The sequence below is a fragment of the Kitasatospora sp. NPDC004723 genome (assembly GCF_040609255.1).
Taxonomy (GTDB): Bacteria; Actinomycetota; Actinomycetes; order Streptomycetales; family Streptomycetaceae; genus Kitasatospora.
This window is the reverse complement of sequence record NZ_JBEXJT010000067.1, coordinates 23,459-33,978: the sequence shown is the minus strand read 5'-3', so window position 1 is coordinate 33,978 and position 10,520 is coordinate 23,459. Positions and strand designations below refer to the sequence as shown.

Here is a 10,520-nt window from a genome sequence, read left to right as displayed (position 1 = left end):
ACCCCCACAACGACGAAACGCCGGTCTCCGAGACAAGTCTCGGAGACCGGCATCACTCACCGCAGGCGATCAATCACAATTCACCAACAGCATCCCACACGGTTCCGGGCCCCGCGCGCACGGCCCTCGCGCACGCCCCCTCGGTGACGGGCCGCTCAGCGCAGCGACAGCACGACGCTCCTGAGGATCGCCGCCTTGGCCAGCCGCCCGGCGAGCCCGGTGAGCACGGTGGGCCGCATCGAGTCGTCGCCGTGGATGAACTGGAGCAGCCCCTCGCGCCGCCCCAGGCTCAGGCACTGCGCCGTGTACCGGAAGGCGAACGGCTTGTCGGTGCGTCCGGTGAGCACCTTGCCGAGGTACTGGCCCTGCGGCAGGGCGGTGGCGCAGCCCATCCGCAGGGTCCCGGTGCCGGGGACGGTGACCTCGGCGGCGTCGCCGATCACGTACACCTCGGGGTGCGAGACCGACCGCAGGTGGTCGTCGACGACCGCCTGTCCGGCGGGGGTGACGGCGAGGCCGGCCCGGGCGGCGAGCGGGTGCGGTTCCATCGAGGCGGCCCAGACGACCAGGTCGGCGGGGATCCGGCCGGCGGTGGTGGTGAGGCCCTCGGCGTCGACGGCGGTGACGGCGCTCTGCTCGTGGATCCCGACGCCTAGCCCGCGCAGCACCCGGTGGACGTGGTCGTGGCCCTTGGCCGAGAACCATCCGCCGACCCGGTCGGCGGCGATGATCCGCACGGTCCAGCGGGGGTGGGCCTCGGCGAGTTCGGCGGCCAGTTCGATGCCGGTCGCGCCGCCGCCGACGACCGCGACGGTGCCCGGCCGCTCGGGGGTGCCGGGGCGCTCGGCGGCGCGCAGCCGCTCGGCGACCTCGGCGGCCCGTTCGACGGGGTAGGCGTGCTCCTCGGCGCCGGGCACGCCGTGCCAGGAGGTGCGGCTGCCGAGGGCGTAGACCAGGGTGTCGTAGGCGACGGTGTCGCCGTTGTCCAGGAGCACCTTGCGCGCGCCGAGGTCGAGTCCGGTGGCGCGGGCCCGGACGTGCCGCACGCCCCGCCCGCGCAGCACCTCGGCGACGGCGGGCCGGGCCACGGGGAGGCCGGCGGTGGTCTCGTGCTGGCGGATGCGGTGCAGGATGCGGCTCTCGGGAGCGATCAGGGTCACCCGGCCGCGCTTTCCGGCCCGGGCCGCGGCGGCGAGGCCCGCGTAGCCGGCCCCCAGTACGACGGTCTGCTTCTCGGTCATGTCGTCCCGCTCCTTCGTGGCGCCGTCGTCGGCGTCCTCTCGCGGCGTCCCCGGGGTGGCCGGGGAACGCTTGTCCGCGTGTTCGCAAGGGGGACGACGGCGCCCGCGGGACTGTGACAGTGACCCGCGTCACACTCCCGGAGGGGTGGCGGGGGCGTTGAGGTGCGCGAGCTTCTCCGGGTTGACTACGGCGTACGCCTCGGTGATCCGGCCGTCGGCGACGGCGAAGGCCAGCACGCCGCTGATGACGCCAGGCCGCGTGTACCAGACCAGGCCGGGCTCGCCGTTGACCAGGGCGAACTCCACCGCGGCCTCGGCCGTGACCCACTTGTTGACGAGGCCGAGGACCAGCCGGGAGACCTTGGCGGAGCCGAGCACCGGGCGGGCGCCGGCGGTGACGATGCCGCCGCCGTCGGAGTGCCAGACGATGTCGGGGTCGAGGACGGCGAGCAGGCCCGCGATGTCGCCGCGGGCGCTGGCGGCGGCGAACGCCTCGACGGCCTGCCGGTGCTCGGCGGGGTCGGCGTCGGCCCGGCGTCCGCCGGCCTTGATCCGGCGGCGGGCGCGGGAGGCGAGCTGGCGGGTGGCGTCGGCGCTGCGGTCGAGCGAGGCGGCGATCTCGTCGAAGCCGACCGCGAAGACGTCGTGCAGGACGAAGGCGGCGCGTTCGGCGGGGGTGAGCTGTTCGAGGACGGCGAGCAGCGCGAGCGAGACGGACTCGCCGCGTTCGGCGAGGTCGGCGGGGGAGGCCGGGGTCTCCTGGTAGGAGAGGGACGGTTCGGGCAGCCATTCGCCGAAGTAGGACTCGCGGCGGGCCCGGGCGGAGCCGAGCTGGTCGTAGCAGAGCCGGGTGACGACGGTGGTGAGGTAGGCGCGGGGGTCGGCGACGGAGGTGCGGTCGGCGGCGCGCCAGCGCAGCCAGGCCTCCTGGAGGACGTCCTCGGCGTCGGTGAAGGAGCCGAGCATCCGGTAGGCGACGGAGCCGAGGTAGCGCCGGTGGGTCTCGAAGACGTCCGGGGCGGTGGCGGCGGCGGGCGTGCCGGTGCCTCCTGGCCGGGCGGCGGCGGTCGTCGACGGTTCGTCACTCACGGCCCCCACCGTAGCGCCCGCCGCCGTGGCGGCCGAGGGCGGCGGGCCCGGACGCGCGGGAGCCCGGGGCGGCGGTGGGACCGTCCGCCCCGGGCTCCCCGGTGGCGGCGGCGCTACTCGACCTCGGCGACCGCCTCGGCGAACTGCGCCTTGTAGAGCCGGGCGTAGGCCCCGTCGGTGGCGATCAGCTCGTCGTGGCCGCCCTGTTCGACGATGGAGCCGTTCTCCATCACCAGGATCACGTCGGCGTCCCGGATGGTGGAGAGCCGGTGGGCGATGACGAAGCTGGTGCGCCCGGTGCGCAGCCGGGCCATGGCCCGCTGGATGAGCACCTCGGTGCGGGTGTCGACGGAGCTGGTGGCCTCGTCGAGGACCAGGATCGAGGGCTGGGCGAGGAAGGCCCGGGCGATGGTGATGAGCTGTTTCTCGCCGGTGCTGACGCCGGTGCCCTCGTCGTCGATGACGGTGTCGTAGCCGTCGGGCAGGGTGCGTACGAAGCGGTCGACGTGGGCGGCCCTGGCGGCTTCGACGACCTGCTCGCGGGTGGCCCCGTCGGCGCCGTAGGCGATGTTGTCGGCGATGGTGCCGCCGAACAGCCAGGTGTCCTGGAGGACCATGCCGATGCCGGAGCGCAGTTCCTCGCGGGACATGGCGGCGATGTCGACGCCGTCGAGGGTGATCCGGCCGGCGCTGACCTCGTAGAAGCGCATCAGCAGGTTGACCATGGTGGTCTTGCCGGCGCCGGTGGGGCCGACGATGGCGACGGTCTGGCCGGGTTCGACCTTGAGCGAGAGGTCGTCGATGAGCGGCTTGTCGGGGTCGTAGCGGAAGGCGACGTCCTGGAAGACGACCCGGCCGCGCAGCGCGTCGGGGCGTTCGGGCATGGCCGGTTCGGGGGTCTGCTCGGGGGCGTCGAGGAGTTCGAAGACGCGCTCGGCGGAGGCGACGCCGGACTGCACCAGGTTGGCCATGCTGGCGACCTGGGTGAGCGGCTGGCTGAACTGGCGGGAGTACTGGATGAACGCCTGGACGTCGCCGATGGACAGCGCGCCGCTGGCCACCCGCAGGCCGCCGACGACGGCGATCAGCACGTACTGCAGGTTGCCGATGAGCATCATCGCGGGCTGGATGACGCCGGAGATGAACTGGGCCTTGAAGCTGGAGGCGTAGAGGGCCTCGTTGTGCTCGCGGAAGGTTTCGGCGGACTCCTTCTGCCGGCCGAAGACCTTGACCAGGGTGTGGCCGGTGTACATCTCCTCGATGTGCGCGTTGAGCTGCCCGGTGGACTTCCACTGCTGGACGAACTGGGGCTGGGCGCGCTTGCCGACGCGGGTGGCGACGACGACGGACAGCGGGACCGCGATCAGCGCGATGAGGGCGAGCAGCCAGGAGATCCAGAACATCATGGCGAGCACGCCGACCACGGTGAGCAGCGAGTTGACCACCTGGCCCATGGTCTGCTGCATGGTCTGGCTGATGTTGTCGATGTCGTTGGTGACCCGGCTGAGGACCTCGCCGCGGGGCTGCTTGTCGAAGTAGCTGAGCGGCAGCCGGGCGAGCTTGGCCTCGGTGTCCTGGCGCAGCCGGTAGCCGGCGCGCTGGATGGCGCGGGCGGCGAGGCGGCCCTGGACGACGCCGAAGACGGCGGAGGCGACGTAGATGGCGAGGACCCAGAGCAGGACGGTGCCGATGGCGCCGAAGTCCATGCCCTGGCCGGGGGTGAAGTCGACGGAGGAGAGCAGGTTGGCGAGGTCGCCGTCGCCGCGGGCGCGCAGGCCGTCGATGATCTGCTGCTTGGAGGCGTCGGCGGGGAAGCGGCCGCTGATGACGCCGGCGAAGATCAGGTCGGTGGCGTTGCCGAGGATCTTGGGGCCGACGATGGCGGCGCCGATGCTGAGGACGCCGAGGCCGAGGACGCCGGCGATGAGGGCGCGTTCGGGGCGGAGGAGTTTGAGCAGCCGCTTGCCGGAGCTCTTGAAGTCCATGGACTTCTCGGCGCCCTGGCCGCCCATGAAGCGGCCGGGGCCGGCGGGGCCGCGGCGGGCGGCGGCGGCCTGGGAGTCGCCGGCCTGGGCCGGCCGGCCGGCCGCACCGGGTCCGCCGGGTCCATCCGGCCCGCCGGGCCCGCCGGGACCACCGGGTCCACCGGGCCCACCCGGCCCGCCGGGACGTCCGCCGGGCGCCTTGTCGAAGCCGGGCGCGGACTTGTCGGGGCTGGTCACGCCGCCTCCTGCTCGGTGAGCTGGGAGAGCACGATCTCCCGGTACGTCGGATTGCCGGCCATGAGCTCGCCGTGGGTGCCGCTGCCGACGACGGCCCCCTCGTCCAGGACGATGATCCGGTCGGCGTCGCGGATGGTGGAGACGCGCTGGGCGACGATCACCACGGTGGCGTCGGAGGTCTCGCGGGCGAGCGCCTTGCGCAGCCTGGCGTCGGTGGCGTAGTCGAGCGCGGAGAAGGAGTCGTCGAAGAGGTAGACGTCGGGCCGGCGCACCAGGGTGCGGGCGATGGCCAGGCGCTGGCGCTGGCCGCCGGAGACGTTGCCGCCGCCCTGGGAGATGGGCGCGTCCAGGCCTTCGGGGAGCCGTTCGACGAACTCCTTGGCCTGGGCGATCTCCAGGGCGTGCCAGAGTTCCTCGTCGGTGGCGTCGGGCCGGCCGTAGCGCAGGTTGCTGGCGACGGTGCCGGAGAACAGGTAGGGCTTCTGCGGGACGAGGCCGACGCTGTCGGACAGCGTCCCGGGTTCGAGTTCGCGGACGTCGACGCCGCCGAGCAGGACCTGGCCGGAGGTGGCGTCGAACAGCCGGGGGACGAGTCCGAGCAGGGTGGACTTGCCGCTGCCGGTGGAGCCGATGACGGCGGTGGTCTCGCCGGGGCGGGCGGTGATGCCGATGCCGCGCAGCACGGACGCCTCGGCGCCGGGGTAGCGGAAGTCGACGTCGCGCAGTTCGAGGTGGCCGCGGCGGAGCACCTCGGTGACGCCGGCGGCGGGCGGCACCACGCTGGAGGAGGTGTCGAACACCTCCTGGATGCGTTCGGCGCAGACCTCGGCGCGCGGCACCATCATGAACATGAAGGTGGCCATCATGACGCTCATGAGGATCTGCAGCAGGTAGGAGAGGAAGGCGGTCAGGGCGCCGATCTCCATGTCGCCGCTGTTGATCCGGTGGGCGCCGAACCACAGCACGGCGACGCTGGAGACGTTGACGACGAGCATGACGCTCGGGAACAGGTAGGCCATCAGCTTGCCGACCTGCAGCGAGACGCCGGTGAGGCTCTCGTTGGCGCCGGCGAACCGGTTCTGCTCGTGCTCGTCCTTGACGAAGGCGCGGATGACCCGGATGCCGGTGATCTGCTCGCGCAGCACCCGGTTCACGGTGTCGATCCGTTCCTGCATGCTGCGGAAGCGCGGGCGCAGCTGGCGGACCAGGAGGGCGACGACGGCCCCGAGGGCGGGGACGACGGCCAGCAGCAGTCCGGAGAGCGGCACGTCCTGGTTGAGGGCCATGATGATGCCGCCGACGCACATGATCGGTGCGGCGACCATCAGGGTGAACGCCATCAGGACCAGCATCTGGACCTGCTGGACGTCGTTGGTGGTGCGGGTGATGAGGGAGGGGGCGCCGAACTGGCCGATCTCGCGGGCGGAGAAGCTCTGGACGCGGTCGAAGACGGCGGCCCGGATGTCGCGGCCCACGGCCATGGCGGTGCGCGCGCCGTAGTAGACGGCGCTGATCGAGCAGAGGGTCTGGAGGAGGGTGACGCCGATCATCACGGCGCCCACGCGCAGGATGTAGCCGGTGTCCCCCTTGATCACTCCGCTGTCGATGATGTCGGCGTTGAGTGTGGGCAGGTAGAGCAGCCCGAGGGTGGAGACCAGCTGGAGGAGGACCAGCAGGATGATCGGTCGGGTGTAGGGGCGCAGGTACGCCCTGAGCAGTCTGATCAGCACTGGCTCACTCTTGTCGTCGGCGGCGGCTTTGGCATCCCAATTCTCGTTGCTCGGGAGGCCGGTACATGAGATTCCGGGCAAGCGAGCCGGATCTTTGTCCAGCCCTTTGCCGAACGTTCCGCGGGGCGCGGTTGTGCCGGGCACCGGCGGTCCGACAAGGTGCCAGGTCGGTCCGCCCCCTTACGGAATGACCGGTTTCCCCCTAGGCTGCTGGCAGCCCTCTTGTTACTCATCGGTACCAGTCCCGGTTGCCAGGGGGCCGGCGGCCGCCCCTACGGACGCCACCTCTTCCAGACGGCCACCCGCCCCCGGAGGTCCTCGTTGAGTTCCGCGCAGTCCCTGATCGACTCCGGCCGTCCCGACATCGTCGCCGGGCGTCCCGCCTCCGTCGCCCACCTGTTCCGGGAACGGGTCGCGCTGACCCCCGGCGGTGAGGCCTACCGCTACCCCGTCCCGGTGGACGAGCACGCGGCGGACAGCACTCCCGGCGCCGAGCAGTGGCGGTCGCTGACCTGGGCGCAGACCGCGGCCCGGGTGCACGCGGTGGCGGCCGGGCTGCTGTCGCTGGGCATCGAGGCCGAGGACCGGGTGGCGCTGGCCTCCTCCACCCGCCTGGAGTGGATCCTCGCCGACCTCGGCAACATGTGCGCGGGCGCGGCCACCACGGCCGTCTACCCGAGCACCAACGCCGACGAGACCGCGTTCATCCTCTCCGACTCCGGCTCCCGGGCCCTGTTCGCCGAGAACACCGCCCAGCTGGACAAGGTGGTCGCCGAACTGGACCGGCTGCCCGGGCTGGAGACGGTGATCCTGTTCGACGCGCCGGACGGGCCCCCGCCGGCCGGCCGGCTGCGCGTGATCACCCTCGCCGAGCTGGAGCGGCTCGGCGCCGAGCACCTGGCCGGGCACCCGGACGCCGTCGAGAAGGCGGTCGCCGCCCTCGACAAGGAGCAGTTGGCCACCCTCATCTACACCTCCGGCACCACCGGCCGCCCCAAGGGCGTGCGCCTGGTGCACGACTGCTGGGCCTACGAGGGCCGGGCGCAGGAGGCGAGCGGACTGCTGGCCGCCGACGACGTGCAGTTCATGTGGCTGCCGCTGTCGCACGTGTTCGGCAAGACGCTGATCTCCGGGCAGATCGCGACCGGGCACGTGATGGCGGTGGACGGCCGGGTGGACCGGATCATCCACAACCTGCCGGTGATCCGGCCGACCATCATGGCCTCGGCGCCGCGGATCTTCGAGAAGGTCTACAACGGCATCGCCGGCAAGGCCCGGGCGCAGGGCGGCGCCAAGTACAAGATCTTCCTGTGGGCGGCGCGCACCGCCCGCGACTACGCCCGCACGGTCCAGGACACCCGGGTGGCGACCGGCGTGGGCACCGCCCCGGCGGCGCTGCGGATGAAGCACGCCCTCGCCGACAGGCTGGTGTACGCCAAGATCCGGGCCGCGTTCGGCGGACGGCTGCGCGGGGCGGTGTCCGGCAGCGCCGCGCTGGCCCCGGAGATCGGCTACTTCTTCGTCGGCGCCGGGGTGCCGATCCTGGAGGGCTACGGCCTGTCCGAGACCAGTGCCGGCTCCAGCGTCAACCGGGCCGAGGACATCCGGGTGGGCACGGTGGGCCGTCCGCTGCCGGGCACCGAGGTGCGGATCGCCGAGGACGGCGAGATCCTGCTGCGCGGCCCCGGCGTCATGCGCGGCTACCACAACCTGCCGGAGAAGACCGCCGAGGTGCTGGAGGCGGACGGCTGGTTCCACACCGAGGACATCGGCGAGCTGTCCCCGGACGGCTTCCTGCGGATCACCGACCGCAAGAAGGACCTGTTCAAGACCTCCGGCGGCAAGTACGTGGCGCCGAGCGAGGTGGAGGGCAAGTTCAAGGCGGTCTGCCCGTTCGTCAGCAACGTCCTGGTGATCGGCAACGGCCGCAACTACTGCACCGCGCTGATCGGCCTGGACGAGGCGGTGATCATGCCGTGGGCCGCCGAGCACGGCCTGGCGGGCGCGTCCTACACCGAGGTGGTCGCCGACCCGCGGACCCACGAGCTGATCGAGGGCTTCGTGCGGCGGCTCAACGGGCAGCTCCAGCGCTGGCAGACGATCAAGAAGTTCCACCTGCTGCCGCGCGACCTGGACGTCGAGCACGGCGAGCTCACCCCGAGCCTGAAGATCAAGCGCCCGGTGGTGGAGCGGACCTACGCCGAGGCGGTCACCGCGATGTACACGGGCGCCAACGAGGTCTGAGCCGTCCGCCCGGCCCCGTCCTCCCTCCCGTCCGTCCCACCCGTCCCGTACGGCCCGTGGGGATCACCCCGGCCGTACGGGACAATGGGGTCATGCCCTCCGCACTCCCCGACGGCGAACCGGTGCCGTCCGACGGTTCCCTGCCCGCGCACGCCCTCGACGGGCTGGGCTCGCGGCCGTTCGGCTTCTACCTGCATGTGCCCTACTGCGCGAGCCGCTGCGGCTACTGCGACTTCAACACCTACACCGCCACCGAGCTGCGCTCCTCGGGCACCGTCGCCTCCCAGGAGACGTACGCGGACAACGTGGTCGCCGAGGTCCGGCTCGCCCGGCGGGTCCTCGGCGCGGACGCCCCGCCGGTGCGCACCGTCTTCCTGGGCGGCGGCACCCCGACCCTGCTGCCGGCCCGCGACCTGGTGCGGATGCTCGCCGCGATCCGCGACGAGTTCGGGCTCGCCGAGGGCGCCGAGATCACCACCGAGGCCAACCCGGAGTCGGTGGACCCGGCGTACCTGGCGGAACTGCGCGAGGGCGGCTACAACCGGATCTCCTTCGGCATGCAGTCCGCGCGCCCGCACGTGCTCAGGCTGCTCGACCGCCACCACACCCCCGGCCGCCCCGAGGCCTGCGTCGCCGAGGCCCGCGCGGCCGGCTTCGAGCACGTCAACCTCGACCTCATCTACGGCACCCCCGGCGAGTCCGACGACGACTGGCGGGCCTCCCTGGACGCCGCGATCGGCGCCGGGCCCGACCACGTCTCCGCCTACTCGCTGATCGTCGAGGAGGGCACCCGGCTGGCCGCCCGGGTCGGGCGCGGCGAACTGCCGATGATCGACGACGACGTGCACGCCGACCGCTACCTGATCGCCGAGGAGGCGCTGAGCGCCGCCGGCTACTCCTGGTACGAGGTCTCCAACTGGTCCACCACCCCCGAGGGCCGCTGCCGTCACAACGAGCTGTACTGGACCGGCGGCGACTGGTGGGGCGCCGGCCCCGGCGCGCACAGCCACGTCGGCGGCGTCCGCTGGTGGAACGCCAAGCACCCGGCCGCCTACGCCCGGGCCCTCGCCGAGCAGCGCACCCCCGCCCAGGGCCGCGAGCGCCTCACCGCCGAGGACCGCCGCGTCGAGCGGATCCTGCTCGAACTGCGCCTGGCCGAGGGCGTCCCCCTCGACCTCCTCACCGCCACCGGCCGCGCGGCCGCCGCCCGCGCCCTCACCGACGGCCTGCTCGCCCCCGCCCCCTACGAGCAGGGCCGCGCCGCCCTCACCCTCCCCGGCCGCCTGCTGGCCGACGCGGTGGTGCGTGACCTGGTGGACTAGTCGATCCGCCGGACGGGCTGCCCGGTCAGCCGGGCCGTGGTCTCGAAGTCGGCGTCCTGGTGCAGGACCGTCAGCTTGTGCTGGGCGGCGGTGACGGCGACCAGCAGGTCCACCGGACTCGCGCACTGGTGGGCGCCGGACTGGGCGAGGCGCTCCTGCAACTCGGCGGCGTCCTCCCAGGCGCTGTCGCGCAGGTGCTGGTACGGGAAGAGTTCCCGGAGCAGGCCGGTCGCCTCGAAGTAGGCGGCCCGGCCGCCCACCGCGCGCAGGAACTCCTGGCGGACCGGCTCGCAGAGCAGCACCAGCCCCGCCGTCACGGCCTCCTCCCAGGCCGCGCCGGTCTGGCCGCGCATCAGCCGGACCAGCGCACTGGTGTCGATCAGGAACTCCTCGGTCATGCGGCCGGCCTTCCGGACGTGCCCGAGGCGTCGTCGGGGTAGCCGATGACCGAGAAGTCGATCTCGCCTTCGGTGACCATCCCGCGCATCCGGGCCAGCGCCGCGGCCCGGCGCCGGCGGTCCGCTATCTCCCGCAGGGCGGCGTTGACGGTGTCCTTCTTGGTGGTGGTGCCGAGGTAGCGGGCGGCGTCGGCCAGCGCCTCGTCGTCCAGGTCGATCACGGTGCGGGACATGGCGACCTCCTACGGCGTATATCCGATTGCCGAAAAGGATA

Annotated in this window: 8 protein-coding genes; 2 read left to right on the top strand and 6 right to left on the bottom strand. The window is 72.7% G+C overall.

From position 1 onward, the window contains the following. Positions 1-155 precede the first annotated feature (155 nt). From ABZW10_RS36345 to ABZW10_RS36330, 4 genes are all read right to left on the bottom strand, one after another. A complete protein-coding gene (locus ABZW10_RS36345; RefSeq protein ID WP_355375183.1) occupies positions 156-1,241 on the bottom strand; it encodes an FAD-dependent oxidoreductase in 1,086 nt (361 codons plus the stop codon). 129 nt (positions 1,242-1,370) lie between these two features. Further along, entirely contained in the window at positions 1,371-2,330 is a 960-nt protein-coding gene (gene sigJ / locus ABZW10_RS36340) for an RNA polymerase sigma factor SigJ (protein WP_355375181.1), read from the bottom strand. 113 nt (positions 2,331-2,443) lie between these two features. Continuing rightward, positions 2,444-4,342 carry an ABC transporter ATP-binding protein gene (locus ABZW10_RS36335; RefSeq protein ID WP_355375189.1) on the bottom strand — a complete coding sequence of 633 codons (1,899 nt, stop codon included), beginning with the start codon at positions 4,340-4,342 and terminating at the stop codon, positions 2,444-2,446. A 206-nt stretch (positions 4,343-4,548) separates the two neighbouring features. Next, a complete protein-coding gene (locus ABZW10_RS36330; RefSeq protein WP_355375178.1) occupies positions 4,549-6,282 on the bottom strand; it encodes an ABC transporter ATP-binding protein in 1,734 nt (577 codons plus the stop codon). Between the two features lie 321 nt (positions 6,283-6,603). On the opposite strand from ABZW10_RS36330, the gene ABZW10_RS36325 reads away from it, so the two are divergent. Further along, on the top strand, positions 6,604-8,526 hold the full coding sequence (locus ABZW10_RS36325; protein ID WP_355375176.1) for an AMP-binding protein: 1,923 nt from the start codon (positions 6,604-6,606) through the stop codon (positions 8,524-8,526). Positions 8,527-8,618: 92 nt separating this feature from the next. Continuing rightward, positions 8,619-9,848: a radical SAM family heme chaperone HemW gene (gene hemW / locus ABZW10_RS36320; RefSeq protein WP_355375173.1), complete on the top strand. Its 1,230-nt coding sequence runs from the start codon at positions 8,619-8,621 to the stop codon at positions 9,846-9,848. On the opposite strand, the gene ABZW10_RS36315 is transcribed toward hemW, so the two are convergent. Beyond that, entirely contained in the window at positions 9,845-10,246 is a 402-nt protein-coding gene (locus ABZW10_RS36315) for a PIN domain nuclease (RefSeq protein WP_355375170.1), read from the bottom strand. The genes hemW and ABZW10_RS36315 overlap by 4 nt on opposite strands. Then, complete coding sequence (locus tag ABZW10_RS36310) at positions 10,243-10,479, bottom strand: type II toxin-antitoxin system VapB family antitoxin (RefSeq protein ID WP_355375167.1); 237 nt, start codon at positions 10,477-10,479, stop codon at positions 10,243-10,245. Before ABZW10_RS36310 ends, ABZW10_RS36315 begins: the two co-directional genes overlap by 4 nt. Between the last annotated feature and the right edge of the window lie 41 nt (positions 10,480-10,520).